The following is a 17,594-nucleotide window of genomic DNA, read 5'->3' as shown; positions in this document are numbered from 1 at the left end:
AAATTTAAATAATGTCTTCTTTCTCTAATCTAAACAAAGAAATATGAAAATAGAAAACATAAGTACATTAGGCGCATTAAAAAAATCAGGTTATACATCGCGATCCATAAAAGATGAATTACGAGACAATTTAATTGAAAAAATTAAACGTAAGGAGCCTATTTTTACAGGAATTCATGGGTATGAAAATACCGTTATCCCCGAATTACAACGTGCTATTTTATCACGACACAATATTAACCTATTAGGACTCCGTGGACAAGCAAAAACCCGTTTAGCGCGTTTAATGCTCACTTTGTTAGATGAATATATTCCCGTTGTTGAAGGTTCTGAAATAAATGATGATCCTTTGAATCCAATTTCCCGATACGCCAAAGAATTAATTAATGAAAAAGGTGATAACACCCCAATTTCTTGGATGCATAGAAGTGAGCGTTTTGCCGAAAAATTAGCGACACCTGATGTTACGGTAGCCGATATTATTGGTGATGTAGATCCTATAAAAGCAGCCAATTTAAAGTTGAGTTATGCTGATGATCGTGTCATTCATTATGGCATGATTCCACGTGCAAATCGCTGTGTTTTTGTTATTAATGAGTTGCCAGATTTACAAGCTAGAATACAAGTAGCCTTATTTAATATTTTGCAGGAAGGCGATATTCAAATTCGTGGATTTAAATTGCGATTACCTTTAGATATGCAGTTCGTTTTTACCGCAAATCCTGAAGATTATACCAATCGGGGTAGCATTATTACACCATTGAAAGATAGAATTGGTTCTCAAATATTAACACACTATCCAGATGATATTGAAACGGCTAAACGGATTACACAGCAAGAAGCTAAATCCGATTTACGCCAAAAAGAAAATATTCATGTACCAGAATTGGCTAAAGATTTATTAGAACAAATAGTTTTTGAAGCCCGTGAAAGCGATTTTATTGATGAAAAAAGTGGTGTTAGTGCTAGATTGAGTATTACAGCTTTTGAGAATTTATTAAGTACGGCTGAATTACGTGCGCTAAAAGCAGGCGATGCTAAAACAACGTTACGATTATCTGATTTTCTTGGCATTATTCCTGCCATTACAGGAAAAGTAGAATTGGTTTACGAAGGCGAACAGGAAGGCGCAGCCCAAGTGGCTTATAATTTAATTGGTGACGCCGTTAAAAGTTTATTTCCCGAGTTTTTTCCGAAGATAGAAAAACTCCGAAAACAAAATGAAGAAAGCCCGTATGATCCCATTGTATCTTGGTTTTTTAATAACACGGATGAATTTGAATTGCTAGACGATTTACGGGATAAGGCGTATAAATCATTATTAGAATCCGTATCACCTTTAGATGATTTAATAGGTGAACACCAACCAAAACTTTCCAAAAAAGAAAGTTATTTCGTGAAAGAATTTGTGCTTTGGGCTTTAGTGGAACATAAATTATTGAGCAAATACCGCTTTACAGAAGGACTGCAGTTTAAAGATCCCTATGGTAGTTTCATTAGTGATTTATAAACATAGCAATTATACTAAAATGAAAAAGCGGTCAATTTGATCGTTTTTTCATTTTAATCTGTTTCGGTTTTAGCCACAACCAAAATCCCGTAAAAGCTAATAAAATCAAGCCAAATGAGCTAATGGTTGAATATAATAATTTTATAGGTTTGGACTGATTTCCAAAAAGATAATCCAGAATGGAACCATCATGTATCATTTCAATAATATCAGCCGTTCGAGTTTTGTCTGAAAGAATAGTACCCGAATAACAATCAATTTGAATTTCAGTGAAATGGGTTTCAAAGCGTATTTTGGCAATGCCTTTAGAGGGTCTGTAATCAATTCGGTTTATTTCAGATGGTAAGTTCTGTAAGTTTACATAATTGATGGCAATAGCTTGAATACTATCCAAACTAATCAATTCCAATTGTTGATTTATTGCTTTTTGAGACTTTGGTTTTAGTTGTAACTCATCTTTCCAAGTAAGGAGTAGACCTGTAGCTCCAAGAATAAACATAAATACAACCAAGGGCATAGCAATAAAGCGATGCATTTTACGATACCATCGTGATTGTTTTGCTAATTTTTTACGTTTTTCTTTCAAGTTTAGTAGTTATGGGACATGCGAAAATAAGTTATTGTTTGCTTCTTTCTCTTAAAGCTATGTTAAGGCAAATTCAAAAAAAATTTAAAACTTATAATTTAGAAACTTGCACGTAAAAATCGTTATCAACTATCAATTTTTCATCTGAAATAGGCGTTGTTTTCCATTCGGTAGTTGGATAAATCCACTGATCTTTATTATTAAAAGTTACTTGGATAGGCATATCAAAATTGGCAACAACATGATTCCAGCGGTATTTTAAACTACCATTGCTAATACTATATTCCAAATTAGGAATTTGTGACTGACGTAAATATTGATTAAAAAATGCGGTTAAATCTATTCCAGATTTTTCACTAATATAATCCTCAATCTGTTGGGTTGTTACGGTTTGATGGTAAAACGTTTTGTTTAATCCACGTAAAATATGGCGCCATTTTTCGTCATCAGCAACTAATTGTCGCAAGGTGTGCAACATATTAGCTCCTTTGTAATACATATCACCAGAGCCTTCTTTATTTACATTATAAGTTCCTATTAAAGGTCTATCATTTTGAATGCGTTTTCGGGTACCAATCACATAATCGGCAGAGGCTTCTTTGCCATAAAAATAATCGACAAATAAATTTTCAGAATAGGAGGTAAACCCCTCGTGAATCCACATATCGGCAATATCTTTATTCGTGATATTATTGGCGAACCATTCGTGTCCCGCTTCATGAATAATGATAAAATCGAATTTTAAGCCCCAACCAGATTCCGATAAATCGTTACCTAAATACCCCATTTTATAGTGATTCCCATAGGTTACAGAACTTTGGTGCTCCATGCCTAAATACGGAACTTCCACTAATTTAAAACCATCCTCATAAAATGGATATGGTCCAAACCAATGCTCAAAGGCTTCCATCATGCGAGGCGCATCTTTAAAATGTGCTTTTGCTTTTTCTAAATTATCACGGAGTACATAATAATCCATATCCAAAGGCCCGTTTTCACCTGGATAAACTTCGGAAAAATGTACATAATCACCAATATTTACATTCACACCATAATTATTAATCGGATTTTTTACAGCCCAATTATATGTTGTAGTTGATTTATTTTGAACAATACTTTGTAAACGACCGTTAGAGACATTCATTAGTCCTTTTGGTACAGTTACACTAATATCCATGCTATCCACCTCGTCATACATGTGGTCTTTGTTCGGCCACCAAATACTAGCGCCTAGACCTTGACAAGATGTGGCTACAAAATGATTGCCGTTAGTATCTTTTTTCCATGAAAAACCACCATCCCACGGTGCACGAATGGCTTCTTTTGGATGGCCTTCGTAGTGTATTTCAATAGCATTGTTGGAGCCAAGAATTTGTTTATCAATCAATCCGATAAAATAGGCATTACCATCACGCGATGCTTTCAATTCCTTGCCATTTTGTGTGACCTTGGTTATATATAAAGGTTCTTGTAAATCGATTTGCATAACGGCATATGGTTTTAAAACGGTGTATTTAACCGTGTTTTTTCCTTTAATAAATTTGGTATCTGGATCTACAGAAATATCTAAATGATAATAGTTTAAATCCCACCATTCGCGTTCTGGTGTTATGGAACCACGAAGCGTGTCTTGATGTGTAAAGGTGTTTTTTTCTTGAAGTAAACCTTGACTGAATAATGTAAATGGGATTAATACTATGGCTAAAAAGTATATGGATGTTTTCATTATGAAAAATTTTCAATAAAAATACATAAAAAGAAAAGCCGTTCCGAATTTCGGAACGGCTTTTCGCTTCTAACTAAACTTAATCTATACTTAAAAACAATATTTCTCTTCTTCTTTTACTTTTTCAGCAATTTCTTTACGTAAATCTACAATATCTGGATAATTTGCATATTTAGTAAAACGTTTTAAGCCCATAAGCATCATACGTTGTTCATCACCTTCAGCAAAAGAAATAATACTTTCTTTTCCTTTTTCTTCTACGATATCCACGGCGTGATATAAATATAATTTGGCCATAGCAATTTGCGCAGATTGGGCGTCTTCACCAAAGCGTTTCGCATTCTTTTCGGTTCTTAATATAGCCGATTCTGCCATATAAATTTCGATTAAAATATCAGCAGCAGCAATTAATAATTGTTGATGTGCTTCTAAATCTGGACCAAATTTTTGAACGGCTCCACCAGCAACCATTAAGAATGTTTTCTTCAGTTTCTTAATCATTTCCTTTTCTTCCGAAAATAATTCAGAATAATCTGGTGTATCAAATGACGGTATTCCCATTAATTCATCCTGTACCTTTTGAGCAGGGCCTAATAAATCAACATGACCTTTCATGGCTTTTTTAACAAGCATACCAACAGCTAACATCCGGTTGATTTCGTTTGTACCTTCGTAAATTCGAGCAATACGTGCATCTCTCCAGGCGGCTTCCATAGGTGTCTCTTCCGAGAATCCCATACCACCAAAAATTTGAATGCCTTCATCAGCAGCATTCTGAACATCTTCAGAAACAGCTACCTTTAAAATAGAACATTCAATAGCATACTCTTCAACACCTTTTAATTCTGCTTCTTGATGCGAATTTCCAGCGGCTTGACGCAAAGCAATACGATCTTCAATGTTTTTAGACGCTCTATATGTTGCCGATTCACCGGCATAGGCACTGGCTGCCATTTCAGCTAATTTCACTTTAATAGCTCCAAAGTCTGAAATACGTGTGTTAAATTGTTTACGTTCATTAGCATACGTAACGGCTGTTGTTAAAATACGACGTTGCGAATCTAAACATGCAGCAGCTAATTTAATACGACCAACGTTAAGAGCATTCATAGCAATTTTGAAACCTTCACCACGACCTGCTAACATATTTTCAGCAGATACAACTGTATCACTAAAGAAAACTTGACGTGTAGAACTGGCGCGAATTCCTAATTTATGTTCTTCTTCACCTAGAGTAATGCCATTTGGGTTTTCTTTGTCATATTCTACAATGAAACCTGTAATATTTTTATCATCCTCTATTCGGGCAAAAACAATCATTAAGTGACAAAAGCCTGCGTTTGAAATCCACATTTTCTGACCGTTAATTTTATACGATTTTCCATCATTAGATAGGGTAGCGGTTGTTTTTCCAGAATTGGCATCCGATCCAGCACCTGGTTCTGTTAAGCAATATGCGCCAAACCATTCACCCGAGGCTAATTTTGGTACGTATTTTTGTTTTTGTTCTTCAGTTCCGTAAAGTGTAATTGGCATTGTTCCAATTCCAGTATGTGCGCCAAATGCGGTACTAAAAGATCCGGTTCCACTTGAAATATAGTCGCAAGTTAAAACAGTAGATACAAAGCCCATGCCCATTCCACCGTATTCTTCGGGAACAGCAACACTTAAAAAGCCCATATCACCAGCTTTTTTCATAACTTCTTCCGTTAAGGCAAAATCTTTTGCTTCAAAGCGGTTTTTATGAGGAATAATTTCTCGGTCATTAAATTCTTTAACCGATTCTTTCATCATTGTTTGTTCTTCTGAAAAATCTTCAGGTGTGAACACATCTTCGCAATTCGTTTCTTTTACAAGAAATTGGCCACCTCTTAGGATGTCTTTATCTTTTTTTGCTTCCATTTTTTTGTTGATTCTAAACAGCTAGTAACTAAATTCTAAACTGTATTTTGTTGATTTAATTTCTGGTTACGTCTAATTTTTTAGACTGGGTTTTATAACGTGTTTATTTCAGGAATTCAAAAATTCCACAAGCACCTTGTCCTGTTCCTACGCACATGGTTACAGCGCCATATTTACCGGCCATGTTGCGTTTGCGCATTTCATCAAATAACTGAACTGATAATTTGGCACCAGTACAACCTAGTGGATGACCTAAAGCAATGGCGCCTCCATTTACATTAATGATATCTGGATTTAAGTCTAATTCTCTAATTACGGCTAATGATTGAGAAGCAAAGGCTTCATTCAATTCTATGAGCTCCAAATCTGACTGTTGTAAACCAGCTTGTTTTAATGCTTTTGGAATAGCTTTTACAGGACCAATACCCATAATTCGAGGCTCAACACCAGCAGCAGCATAGTTTACTAAACGCGCAATGGGTTCTAAACCTAATTCTTTAACCATATCCTCACTCATAACCATAACAAAGGCAGCACCATCACTCATTTGCGATGAGTTTCCAGCAGTTACACTTCCTCCAGCAGCAAATACCGCTCGTAATTTTGCTAAAGCTTCTTTACTTGTCCCTGCACGTGGTCCTTCATCTTTGGTTACCGTATATGATTTTGTGGCCTTTTTACCATTAGCATCTACATAGGTTTGTTCAACTTCTATAGGTACTATTTGATCTTGAAAGCGATTTTCAGCTTGTGCTCTTAAAGCTTTCATATGTGAATGATATGCAAACTCATCTTGATCTTCACGAGATACGTTGAATTGCTTGGCTACGGCCTCAGCCGTATTTCCCATTCCCCAATAATAATCCTCATGACCAGATTTAACAAGGTCATAATTTAATTCTGGTTTAAAACCTGTCATAGGAACCGAACTCATGCTTTCTGCACCTCCTGCAATAATACAGTCGCCCATTCCAGCTTGAATTTTAGCCGTTGCCATTCCTATTGTTTCTATTCCAGATGAACAAAAACGGTTTACAGTAACACCAGGAACATCAACAATATCTAATCCCATTAAAGAGATTAGTCGTGCCATGTTTAAACCTTGTGAACCTTCTGGCATAGCATTACCTACTATAACATCGTCAATGCGTTTTGGATCTAAATTAGGCAGTTCTTTCATCATGTATTTGATGGTTTCTGCAGCTAATTCGTCTGTTCTTTTAAAACGGAACACACCTTTTGGAGCTTTCCCAACGGCTGTTCTGTATGCTTTTACTATATATGCTTGTTTCATTTTTTTAGTTTCTTAATGGTTTTCCTGTTTTCAACATGTGCTGAATACGTTCTAATGTTTTACGTTCCGTACAAAGTGATAAAAATGCCTCACGCTCTAAATCCAATAGATATTGTTCGTTTACTAATGTTGGTTCAGATAAATCTCCGCCTGCCATTACATACGCCAACTTATTAGCTATTTTCATATCGTGTTCGCTAATATAGTTGCTGTCTTGCATGGAGTCTGTTCCTACTAAAAACATTCCTAAAGCTTGTTTTCCAAGAACTTTAATGTCTGTACGTTTTACCGGTTGCGTATAACCTGAATCTGCCATTAATTTGGCATGTTGTTTAGCAACGGCAATTTGTCGGTCCTTATTTACCACAACCACATCTTTACCTTTTTGTAGCAGGTTTAAGTCGAAAGCTTCATAAGCAGAAGTTGATACTTTAGCCATACCAATGGTTAAGAAATGCTCTTGTAGAATATTTAATTGGACATCGCCTTTTTCGAAAAGATCTTGAGCTCTTAAAGCCATTTCTTTAGAACCTCCACCACCAGGAATAACACCAACACCAAACTCTACAAGTCCCATGTAAGTTTCTGCTGCTGCAACTACTTTATCAGCATGAAGCGATAATTCACATCCACCACCTAAAGCCATACCGTGAGGTGCAGAAATTGTAGGGATTGAAGAATAGCGCATGCGCATCATGGTATCTTGGAAATATTTGATAGCCATATTTAATTCATCATACTCTTGTTCGGCAGCCATCATGAAAATCATTCCTATATTTGCGCCCACAGAGAAGTTAGCGGCTTGATTTCCAACAACTAATCCGTCAAAATCTTTTTCAGCCAAATCTATCGCTTTATTAAGGCCAGCTAAAACATCGCCACCAATGGTGTTCATTTTGCTTTGGAATTCACAGTTTAAGATGCCATCTCCTAAATCTTCAATAACAACGCCTGAATTTTTAAAGACTTCATTGGATTTTCTAATATTATCTAAAATGATAAAACTATCTTGTCCCGGAATTTTCACCTGCGCTTTCTTCTGAATATCATAAGCGTAAGTAGCACCTTCTTTTACTGTGTAGAAAGATTTGTTTCCTGATGCTAACATGTCATTCACCCAAGCATTAGGCTCTAAACCTTCAGCTTTCATCATTTCAATTCCGTTTTCAACACCAATAGCGTCCCAAATTTGGAAAGGTCCATGTTCCCAACCGAAGCCTGCTTTCATAGCATCGTCAATTTTGTATAGATCATCTGCTATTTCAGGAATACGATTAGAGACGTAAGCGAATAATGCCGCAAAACTCTTACGGTAAAATTCACCCGCTTTATCTTTTCCTTTTACAAGAATTTTAAAACGATCAATAACTTTATCAACGGTTTTGGTTAATTCCAAGGTTGCAAAGTTCGCGCGTTTTTTTTCTCTATATTCTAATGTGTTTAAGTCCAGTGACAGAATTTCTGAAGATCCATCATCTTTTCTTACCTTCTTATAAAACCCTTGACCTGTTTTACTTCCTAACCATTTGTTTTCCATCATGGTATTGATGAAATCTGGTAATTCAAACAACTCTAAACGTTCATCTTTAAGACAATTTTCTCTAATTCCGTTAGCAACGTGTACTAAAGTGTCTAATCCAACAACATCTACTGTACGGAAGGTTGCCGATTTTGGACGGCCAATAACGGGTCCAGATAGTTTGTCTACTTCTTCAATAGTTAAATCTAAATCTTTAACAGCGTGAAATAAACTTTGGATACTAAATATTCCCACTCTATTTCCAATAAAGGCTGGTGTATCTTTAGCTATAACGGATGTTTTACCTAAAAACTTTTCACCGTACTCATTCAAGAAGTCCAATACCGCTTGATCTGTTTTTGGACCAGGAATAATTTCAAATAATTTTAAGTAACGTGCTGGGTTGAAAAAGTGTGTTCCACAAAAGTGTTTTTGGAAATCTTCACTACGACCTTCACTCATAAAGTGAATAGGAATACCCGAGGTATTAGATGTAATTAAAGTACCTGGCGTTCTGTGTTTTTCCAGGTTTTCAAAAACTTGCTTCTTAATATCAAGACGTTCAACAACAACCTCAATAATCCAATCTACATCTTTTACCTTTGCAATATCGTCTTCTAAATTACCTGTAGTAATGCGGCTGGCAAATTTTTGATGATAAATAGGAGAGGGTTTAGATTTTAAAGCGGCTGTTAATGAATCATTAACGATGCGGTTTCTAACTTCTTTATCATTTAAAGTTAGTTTTTTAGCTTCTTCTTTAGCGGTTAATTCTCTAGGAGCAATGTCTAATAATAGGACATCGACACCAATATTGGCAAAATGGCAAGCAATGCCGCTTCCCATAATTCCAGAGCCAATAACTGCTACTTTTTTTATTCTACGTTTACTCATATTATTTAGGATTGTGTTCTTTTTGGTTGTAAATTTTCTTGTTAGATATCATGTTATTGATAATGTCTGCAACTTCATAAAAGCTTTCTAGTTTTTCTGCTGAAACATTTTTACGAATAGCTTCATTAAACGTTAAAACTTTTTCTCTTGAATAGGCCCGTTTTTCACGACCAAATTCGGTTAAGTGAATAATAACACCACGACCATCTTCAGGGTTTGGTTTTCTCTCTATAAGTCCTTTATCCTGCATGATTTTCAAAGTTCTAGAAAGGCTTGTAGCTTCCATGCCCATTTTAGGACCTAATGATGTACTTGCCGTGCCGTGTTCAGGGTCTATACTTAATAATGCAAATCCGGTAGACATACTTGTCTCAAATTTTGCTGCCTCTTCGTTATACATTTTATTAATAGCTAACCATGTGGTTCTAAATATATAATCGATGGTTTTATCCTTCATATTTACTTATTGGAAACCAAATATAGTAAAAATTTATTATGCACGCATAACAAATTGGAAAATTTTAACATTGCTATTGGACAAAAAAAAACTCCTAAAGAATTAGGAGTTTGTTATTTAAGGACGGTATATTTTTTCGATGAGGTCTTTATAAATTTCTTTAATAACCTTTCGTTTCATTTTCATGGTAGGCGTTAAGTGTCCGCCTTCTATGGTCCATGCATCGGGAGTTATTTCAAACTTTTTAATTTGTTCCCAATGGCCAAACTTTTGGTTGGCTTCATCTATTTCTTCTTGAATACGATCGCGTAAAATTTGGCTTGAAGGAATATCGTCTTTAGATTTTAAGGGATGATTATGTCGTTTTGCCCATTCCTCAACAAATTCATAATTGATTTGAATTAAAGCAGCTGGCATTTTTTCACCTTCACCAATAACCATGATTTGCTCAATAAACCGTGATTGTTTAAATTTATTTTCTAATAGTGCTGGAGCTACATATTTACCACCAGACGTTTTAAACATTTCTTTTTTTCTATCTGTAATTTTCAGGAAACCATCTGGATCAATTTCGCCAATATCGCCCGTGTGGAAATAGTCATCTGTCATGACTTCTTTTGTTTTTTCAGGATCTTTAAAATAGCCCATCATCACATTTGGTCCTTTAACTAAAATTTCACCGTCGTCTGCAATTTTCACATGGACCTGATCAATAACGCGACCAACGGTTCCAACGCGAAAACCGCCGTCTCTCATATCATTTACGGAAATTACGGGAGAGGTTTCTGTTAAGCCATAACCTTCCATGATTGGCATTTCAGCTGCTGCAAAAACACGTGTTAATCGCGGTTGCAATGCCGCGCTACCGGATACCATTAAATCCAATTGACCTCCTAATCCTTCTTTCCATTTACTAAAAATTAATTTTCTAGCTAATTTTAGTTGGGTTTCATACCACCAACCATTAGCGCCATAAGGTTCGTATTTTAATCCTAAATCTACAGCCCAAAAGAAAAGTGCCTTTTTAATTCCTGATAATTCACCACCTTTAGCGACAATTTTGTCAAAAACCTTTTCATAAAGACGCGGTACAGCGGTCATTACATTTGGTTTAATTTCTTTGAGGTTATCACTCATTTTCTCGATAGATTCGGCAAAATAAATTTCCACACCACAATATTGGTATAGGTACAAAATCATCCGTTCAAAAACGTGACAAACAGGAAGGAAGCTCAATGATTTAGAATGACCATAATCAAACGGTACTCGTTTTTCACTATTCAATACATTGGAGACTAAATTTTTATGAGATAACATAACGCCTTTTGGTCTTCCTGTAGTTCCCGATGTGTATATTAGAGTTGCTAAATCTTCACTTTTTACAGCCAATTTACGGGCATCAACTTCAGACTGATTGCTGGTGTCCTTACCTAATTCTAAAATGTCATTCCAGCTATTTTCATTCACCACATCATCAAATGTGTAAACCGCCTTTAATTTTGTTTGACCCTTAATGTCATTTAATTTTTCTAAAATATCCCCATCCGAAACAAAGCAATAGGTGGCGCCAGAATGATTTAAAATATATTCATAATCTTCCTTGGAAATCGTTGGATAAATAGGCACATTTTGAGCGCCAATTTGTAAAATACCTATATCCATTACATTCCATTCCGTTCTGTTTGTGGTTGAAATTATAGCAATTTTATCATTAGGTTGTACGCCTAAACGCAGTAACCCACGACTAATAGCATTTGACTGATCCACATATTCTTGTGAGGAAATAGATTCCCATTTACCATTTTTTTTGGAAGTTAATGCCTTATCTAAATTGTATGTTTCCAACTGATGTTGTGGAAAATCAAAAATCCTGGTAATTTGAGTCATGTTTATATGAAGTTTGAAGACTTGCAAATTATGAAAAAAAACTGATATTAAAATGACTACAGAAAAAAAGGAGCTTGAAATATCCAAGCTCCTTGATTAGTAATTAATTATACTTTTAAATTATTTATTCATAATCCAATTTTTAGCATTTTCAAATGCTTCTAGCCAAGGAGACACTTCATCTTTTCGGCCTTCTGGATAATTTGCCCAGTTCCATTGGAATGTTGAGCGCTCAATATGCGGCATGGTTACTAAATGTCTTCCTGTTTTATCACACATCATAGCCGTATTAAAATCTGAACCATTAGGATTTGCTGGATAACCTTCGTAGCCATATTTAGCAACAATGTTATAATCTTTCTCCTTGTTAGGTAGACTAAATTTACCTTCGCCATGAGATATCCAAACGCCTAATTTGCAGCCTTCTAAACTGGATAACATAACAGAATTGTTCTTCTGGATTTCCACAGAAGTAAATGAACTTTCGTGTTTTTTGGAATTATTATACGTTAATTTTCCATGTGTATCATGGTCTGGATTAACCAATTCCAGTTCCATCCAAAGTTGTGCGCCATTGCAAATACCAACAGAAAGTGTGTCTTCACGTTTAAAGAAATTCTTTAAAGCTGTGTTGGCTTTTTCATTGTATTTAAAAGCACCTGCCCAACCTTTAGCAGAACCTAATACATCTGAATTTGAAAAACCACCAACAGCTCCAATAAATTGAATATCTTCAAGTGTTTCACGACCAGAAATTAAATCGGTCATATGAACATCCTTCACATCAAATCCAGCTAAATACATGGCGTTAGCCATTTCGCGTTCAGAGTTTGAACCTTTTTCTCGTAGAATAGCGGCTTTTGGGCGAGATTCTTCACTAGCGTTCTGAATGGCAGGAAGTTTCCCAATAAAATGTTTAGGGAATATATATTCTAATGGTTGGTTTTTATAATTATCAAATCTGTCTTGTGCCAAACCGTTTGCCGTTTGTTTTTGATCCAATAGGAAAGATGTTTTATACCAAACATCACGTAGTCTTGAAATGGTTAATGTGAAAACTTCATCATCATTAATAATGCTTAACACATCACTTTCTTGAATGGTTCCTATATTGAAGAATTCAATATTTGCATCTGTTAATATCTGTTCAATTGAATCATCAGCTGCTTGAAAAACAATTCCTGCATTTTCAGAGAAAAAGAGCTTGATAGAATCTGTTTCAGCCAAGTCCGTTAGATTTAATTCGGCTCCTAAATTCACATCTGCAAAACACATTTCTAAAAGTGTTGTAATTAAACCACCTGAAGCCACATCATGTCCTGCAACAATTTTGTCAGCTTTAATTAAATCCTGAATAGTATTAAAAACGGTTTTGACAAATCCTGGATTTGTTATATCTGGCGTTTCATTTCCAATGGCATTTAAGGTTTGGTTGAATGAACTTCCACCTAATTTAAAATCATCTTGAGAAATGTTGATATAATAGATGTTTCCCGCATTTTTTTGAAAAACAGGCTCTACAACTTTGGTAATATCATTACAATTTCCAGCAGCTGAAATAATAACCGTTCCAGGGGAAATAACGTCTTCATTTGGATATTTTTGCTTCATGGAAAGTGAATCTTTTCCAGTGGGAACATTAATTCCTAAATCGATGGCAAATTCTGAAACCGCTTCAACAGCTTCATATAGCCGTGCATCTTCACCTTCATTTTTACAAGGCCACATCCAGTTGGCAGACAATGAAACACTTTCTAATCCATCTTTTAAAGGCGCCCAAATAATATTGGTAAGCGATTCTGTAATGGCATTTCTACTGCCAGCTTTAGGTGAAATTAATCCTGAAATAGGTGCATGACCAACAGATGTTGCAATGCCTTCTTTTCCTTTATAATCCAAAGCCATAACGCCACAGTTATTCAAGGGCAATTGTAAGGGGCCAGCACATTGTTGCTTGGCTACTTTTCCTCCAACACAACGATCTACTTTATTAGTTAACCAATCTTTACAAGCCACAGCTTCTAACTGTAAAACTTGATCTAAATAGATGAGTACGTTTTTCGATTTATATCTTGGATTCTTATATTTTCTGACAACCGTATTATCTGTCATGATGGTTTTAGGAGAGCTTCCAAACATATCTGCCAAGGCTAAATCCATAGGTTTTTCGCCAGTGGTTTTAGATTCAAACGTAAAACGGTCATCACCTGTAACATCGCCAACCGTGTACATTGGCGAACGCTCACGTTCTGCAATTTTTTGTAAGGTTTCAATATGTTTGTCAGATATCACTAATCCCATTCGTTCTTGAGACTCGTTTCCAATAATTTCTTTAGCAGAAAGGGTAGGATCTCCAACAGGTAATTTATCTAAATTAATTTTACCTCCAGTGTCTTCAACCAATTCACTTAAACAATTTAAGTGACCACCAGCACCATGATCGTGAATAGAAATAATAAAATTTTCATCACTTTCCACCATACCACGAACTGCATTTGCAGCACGTTTTTGCATTTCTGGGTTGGAACGCTGAACAGCATTTAATTCAATTCCTGAAGCAAACTCTCCCGTATCTGCTGATGAAACGGCTGCGCCACCCATGCCAATTCGGTAGTTTTCTCCACCAAGAATAACTATTTTGTCGCCTTCTTTTGGTGTGTCTTTTATCGCTTGATCTGCTTTGCCATAACCAATGCCACCAGCTTGCATGATAACTTTATCATAGCCCAGTTTCCTTGCTTTTGCATTACTAGATGCTGTGTTTTCTTCGTGTTCAAATGTTAGCACAGAACCACAAATAAGTGGTTGTCCAAATTTGTTTCCAAAATCTGAAGCACCATTAGAGGCTTTAATTAAAATATCCATTGGTGTTTGGTACAACCAAGGACGTGCTTCCATTTTTTCTTCCCAAAATCTCTTTTCTTCCAATCGGGAATAGGCTGTCATATAAACAGCTGTTCCAGCCAATGGTAATGAGCCTTTTCCACCTGCTAATCGATCGCGAATTTCACCACCTGAACCTGTTGCAGCTCCATTAAAAGGCTCAACCGTTGTTGGGAAATTGTGTGTTTCTGCTTTAAGTGAAATAACAGAATCAAATTCTTTTATTTGGTAAAAATCAGGTTTGTCAGCCGTTTTAGGTGCAAACTGTTCTACTCGTGGGCCTTTTTACAAAAGCCACGTTATCTTTATATGCTGAAACAATGGAGTTTGGATGTTGTTTAGATGTTTCTTTTATTAATTTAAAAAGTGAGCTTGGTTTTTCTTCACCATCAATTACAAAAGTGCCATTGAAGATTTTATGGCGACAATGCTCCGAATTTACTTGCGAAAAACCAAAAACTTCTGAATCGGTTAATGGTCTGCCTATTTTTTTTGAAACGCCTTCTAGGTATGCTATTTCTTCATCATTTAAAGCGAGTCCTTCTTGTTGGTTGTAAGCCGAAATATTATCAATATTTAAAATAGCTTCTGGCTTAATATCAATAGAGAAAGAATCTTGATGTAACCCGTTGTATTTTTCCGAAATCATAGGATCATAATCCTTGAAATCTTCATCAGTTGCTTGAAACTCTTCAATACGGATAATACCTTCAATACCCATGTTTTGCGTGATTTCCACAGCATTGGTACTCCAAGGTGTAATCATGGCAGCGCGAGGTCCAACAAAAAAAAGCATCTAGAGATGCTTGTTCTATTTTTGGTTGGTTGCCAAATAACCACACTAATTTAGATATGGTTTCGGTTGATAATTCTTTTGTTGCTTGAACAGCAAATATTTTACTGTTTTGGTTTCCGAAGAAATGAATCATTATGTATGAGTTATAGTTGCCTTTCTATTCGTCTGGCAGGTTGTTTAAAATGCAAATTTACTTTTTTTCAACGTAATAATTACTATTTCTATTATTGAAAATGCCGAGTTATCCACGCTGTTATTAACCATAAAAAAAGCGACTTGTTAAAGTCGCTTTTTGAAATTATTTTTTAATGAGCTTTTTGCTTATTGAAGTTTCATTTTGTTTAATCCGCACAATGTACATACCACTACTTAACTGTTCGGTATTAATTATGTCCGATTTGTAGATAACTTTAGAGATTACCTTTTTACCAAGTACATTGTAAATGTCTATTTGCGTTTGGTTCGGGTAATTTAAGTTAATGTTTAAACTGTTTTTTACAGGGTTAGGGTACATATTAATGTTCGAAATCGTAAAATCGTCCGTGCTTAAATTCGTATAACATGTCCAAGATAAATCATCGAAAGCAACCCTATTACTAGGACCACTATTATCATCAATAACAATTGAAACAGAACCTTCAATATTTATATTTTGAATAGTAATAGTTTGTGCAACATCTTGATCGCCATAAGGAATAGTGCCTACAATTGTATTATTCACTTTTAAATTGAACGTTCCACTTGTACCTCCAAATACACGTTTTGTTGTTACGGTAAAACTACCTATACCTCCAGTTGTAGTTGGAGCCGTGAGGCTTCCGCCTCTAATAGTTATAGCTCTATTGGTAATAGTTTGATCTGTTCTGGCTTCAGTTGCCGTCCAGTCGCCACCATTGTCACCTGTCCAGGTTCTGGTAACGTAATTACCAGCGTTTGCAGGAATACTCTCAAACGTTTCAGCCATGCAATTAACACCCACACCATTGTCTGTTGTAGTTTCGCAAGCTTGGTTACTAAAACCTGATTCATTTCCTGCTGCATCTTTGGCTTTAATTGTAAAGCAATAGTTGGTGTCTGGTGTTAAACCAGGAACTGTAAAATTGGTGCCCGATGTATTAAAGGAATTAATGCCTTCAACATAAATATCGTAAGAAGTAACGGCAACATTATCAGTTGCAGCGGTCCAGTTTAAATCAATAGTATTATCGGTTGGATTAGATGCAATTAAGTTAGTAGGCATGGAAGGTGCTTCTGTATCTGGCGTTGGGTTCCAGATAGCATTTACATATTCAGGATGATCTACAAACGGGTTTCTATTAGATTGGTGGTTATAGAAAATATTATTATTTCTATCAATTTCTTTTTGGGAAACCGGATCCATAGCGTGCCATTGTAATAATATATTTAAGAAGGTTTCTTCAAAAACCACATCAGATGTCCCATTGAACATGGCGTAACCTCCCCAACCCGCAACTTGATCTTCATAACGGGTTGCAAAATAGAAATGAATACGAGCAATATCGCCTTTAAATTCATCAATTGGTTCAAAAACAGTTCCTGAATATCCCGCAGAATAGCCACTATTTAAATTTCCACCTAATTTGGAGCCGTTTTGTGTTGGATTTGTAATACCATTTTGGTTTGTTAAGTTGGAATCATCCACTCTTCCAAACGGAAAACTACCTCTAAATCCATTAACACGGCCATCAGTTGGTAGTAACTCATGTGCATCACTGCGCATTGGCGTTTGCTCATTAAAAACAGATTGCGGAATTACGTGCTCTTTATTGTAACAGTCACCTTCACTATTATAACTGCCACATTCGTCAGTTCCTGGGGTAAATGTGTATGGGTCTGGGCCATTAGGGTTTTCAGAATATGGGTCTAAAATAGTATTACTTCCCACTTCATAATAATTATCTAATTCATAGGTAGAAATAAAACCATCCATAGCATTGTAGCCTTGGTCATTATGGTAATACTCTGGTGTTAAACCGTCATCTGCTGTGTTAATTATGCGTTTTAATTGGGTTTTAAGCGTGTATCCTGTGCCAGTCGCTGAATTGTAATAATTAGTTGGAATCTGTGCAAAAGCAACGGTGCTTATTAATAAAACGAGTAGGGTGTAAAGTTTTTTCAT

The 17,594-nt window shown here is 35.8% G+C and carries 9 protein-coding genes and 1 pseudogene; 1 reads left to right on the top strand and 9 read right to left on the bottom strand.

The features are described 5' to 3' along the window. Window positions 1–43: 43 nt before the first annotated feature. Entirely contained in the window at window positions 44–1,510 is a 1,467-nt protein-coding gene (locus GMA17_RS07125; RefSeq protein ID WP_248400489.1) for a magnesium chelatase, read from the top strand. A 31-nt stretch (window positions 1,511–1,541) separates the two neighbouring features. Here GMA17_RS07125 and GMA17_RS07120 read toward each other — a convergent pair whose 3' ends face one another. From GMA17_RS07120 to GMA17_RS07080, 9 genes and pseudogenes are all read right to left on the bottom strand, one after another. Beyond that, a complete protein-coding gene (locus GMA17_RS07120) occupies window positions 1,542–2,096 on the bottom strand; it encodes a PepSY-associated TM helix domain-containing protein (protein WP_248400487.1) in 555 nt (184 codons plus the stop codon). Between the two features lie 91 nt (window positions 2,097–2,187). After that, a complete protein-coding gene (locus GMA17_RS07115) occupies window positions 2,188–3,822 on the bottom strand; it encodes a M1 family metallopeptidase (protein ID WP_248400486.1) in 1,635 nt (544 codons plus the stop codon). A 90-nt stretch (window positions 3,823–3,912) separates the two neighbouring features. After that, on the bottom strand, window positions 3,913–5,724 hold the full coding sequence (locus tag GMA17_RS07110) for an acyl-CoA dehydrogenase family protein (RefSeq protein WP_248400484.1): 1,812 nt from the start codon (window positions 5,722–5,724) through the stop codon (window positions 3,913–3,915). A gap of 103 nt (window positions 5,725–5,827) precedes the next feature. Next, window positions 5,828–7,018, bottom strand: coding sequence for an acetyl-CoA C-acyltransferase (locus GMA17_RS07105; protein WP_248400482.1), 1,191 nt, complete (start codon window positions 7,016–7,018; stop codon window positions 5,828–5,830). Window positions 7,019–7,022: 4 nt separating this feature from the next. Beyond that, a complete protein-coding gene (locus GMA17_RS07100) occupies window positions 7,023–9,431 on the bottom strand; it encodes a 3-hydroxyacyl-CoA dehydrogenase/enoyl-CoA hydratase family protein (RefSeq protein ID WP_248400480.1) in 2,409 nt (802 codons plus the stop codon). Window position 9,432: 1 nt separating this feature from the next. Further along, window positions 9,433–9,888 (bottom strand): MarR family winged helix-turn-helix transcriptional regulator, encoded by a 456-nt coding sequence (locus GMA17_RS07095; protein ID WP_248400478.1) that lies wholly within the window; start codon window positions 9,886–9,888, stop codon window positions 9,433–9,435. Between the two features lie 117 nt (window positions 9,889–10,005). After that, window positions 10,006–11,775: a long-chain fatty acid--CoA ligase gene (locus tag GMA17_RS07090; RefSeq protein ID WP_248400477.1), complete on the bottom strand. Its 1,770-nt coding sequence runs from the start codon at window positions 11,773–11,775 to the stop codon at window positions 10,006–10,008. Window positions 11,776–11,895: 120 nt separating this feature from the next. Next, window positions 11,896–15,587: pseudogene (gene purL / locus GMA17_RS07085) on the bottom strand (phosphoribosylformylglycinamidine synthase). Window positions 15,588–15,752: 165 nt separating this feature from the next. Then, window positions 15,753–17,594, bottom strand: coding sequence for an endonuclease (locus GMA17_RS07080; protein ID WP_248400475.1), 1,842 nt, complete (start codon window positions 17,592–17,594; stop codon window positions 15,753–15,755).

Source organism: Bizionia sp. M204, assembly GCF_023205095.1.
Lineage (GTDB): Bacteria > Bacteroidota > Bacteroidia > Flavobacteriales > Flavobacteriaceae > Algorimicrobium > Algorimicrobium hallyeonense.
This window is presented reverse-complemented; position numbering and strand designations above follow the sequence as displayed.

What these genes read in the sequence shown, in the direction of transcription:
- GMA17_RS07125 (WP_248400489.1), top strand. Translation starts at nt 44, where the DNA reads ATGAAAATAGAAAACATAAGTACATTAGGCGCATTAAAAAAATCAGGT.
- GMA17_RS07115 (WP_248400486.1), bottom strand. Translation starts at nt 3,822, where the DNA reads ATGAAAACATCCATATACTTTTTAGCCATAGTATTAATCCCATTTACA.
- GMA17_RS07110 (WP_248400484.1), bottom strand. Translation starts at nt 5,724, where the DNA reads ATGGAAGCAAAAAAAGATAAAGACATCCTAAGAGGTGGCCAATTTCTT.
- GMA17_RS07105 (WP_248400482.1), bottom strand. Translation starts at nt 7,018, where the DNA reads ATGAAACAAGCATATATAGTAAAAGCATACAGAACAGCCGTTGGGAAA.
- GMA17_RS07100 (WP_248400480.1), bottom strand. Translation starts at nt 9,431, where the DNA reads ATGAGTAAACGTAGAATAAAAAAAGTAGCAGTTATTGGCTCTGGAATT.
- GMA17_RS07095 (WP_248400478.1), bottom strand. Translation starts at nt 9,888, where the DNA reads ATGAAGGATAAAACCATCGATTATATATTTAGAACCACATGGTTAGCT.
- GMA17_RS07090 (WP_248400477.1), bottom strand. Translation starts at nt 11,775, where the DNA reads ATGACTCAAATTACCAGGATTTTTGATTTTCCACAACATCAGTTGGAA.
- GMA17_RS07080 (WP_248400475.1), bottom strand. Translation starts at nt 17,594, where the DNA reads ATGAAAAAACTTTACACCCTACTCGTTTTATTAATAAGCACCGTTGCT.